The sequence below is a fragment of the Arthrobacter sp. 1088 genome (assembly GCF_031455315.1).
Lineage (GTDB): Bacteria > Actinomycetota > Actinomycetes > Actinomycetales > Micrococcaceae > Arthrobacter.
Genome location: NZ_JAVDSM010000044.1, coordinates 1 through 1,073, shown reverse-complemented (window position 1 = coordinate 1,073; position 1,073 = coordinate 1). Strand labels below are relative to the sequence as shown.

The window sequence follows — 1,073 nt, the reverse complement described above, 5'->3', positions numbered from 1 at the left end:
TGTATTGACCACGGACGTTGATGACGCTCGGCGTGGTTTGGTGACATGAAGAAGACCTCCGGGTGGAGTGGGGCTTGTCTAGAGTCCAATTCCACGCACGGAGGTCTTCATGTCCCACCCTAACGCTCTTCTGACGCCTCGTGGCAGGCTGCAGCTCGCGCAATGTGTCGTTGATCAGTGCTGGAGTCTGCGCCGGGCCGCGGAACGGTTCCAGGTCTCGGTTCCGACCGCCGCGCGGTGGGCGCGGCGGTACCGCGAGCACGGCCCGGCTGGGATGGAGGACCGCTCCAGCCGCCCGCATTCTTCTCCACGGCGGACGGCAACGCGTATCGAGCGGCGGATCATCGCCCTGCGCGTCAACCGCCGGTGGGGGCCTGCCAGGATCGGTTATCTGCTGGGCATCCACCCGTCCACTGTGCACCGCGTGCTGTCCCGTTACCGGCTGGCGAAACTGGCCTGGCTCGACCGCGGCACCGGAAGGGTGATCCGCCGCTACGAACACGACAGGCCCGGGGACCTGGTCCATGTCGACATCAAGAAACTCGGCCGGATCCCGGACGGCGGTGGACACCGGGTTCTGAGCAGGGCCGCCGGACGCCGAAACAAAGCCGGGACGCCGTCCAACCGCCGGCCCGGCTACCACTACCTCCACAACGCAGTCGATGACCACTCCCGCCTGGCCTACACCGAAATCCTCGCGGACGAGACAAAGGAAACAGCAGCAGCCTTTTGGCAGCGGGCCAATATCTGGTTCCAAGCCCAAGGGATCACTATCCAGCGGGTCCTGACGGACAACGGGAACTGCTACCGGTCCAAGGCCTTCGCTCAGGCCCTGGGCCCGGACATCAAGCACAAACGCACCCGCCCCTATCGCCCGCAGACCAACGGCAAGGTCGAACGGTTCAACCGCACGATGCTGGAGGAATGGGCCTACATCCGGCCCTACCGCTCCGAGGCCGAGCGTGTCGCAGCTTTCCCCGAGTGGCTCCATGCCTACAATCACCACCGAGCCCACACTGCCCTCAAGGGTCAGACACCGGCCAGCCGCGTCACCAACCTCTCAGGTCAATACA

General features: G+C 65.1%; 1 protein-coding gene. It reads left to right on the top strand.

The window, feature by feature from the left end; translation table 11 throughout:
* Positions 1 to 109 precede the first annotated feature (109 nt).
* On the top strand, positions 110 to 1,073 hold a 964-nt coding region (locus J2Y41_RS23055; protein WP_309932048.1), incomplete at its 3' end, for an IS481 family transposase.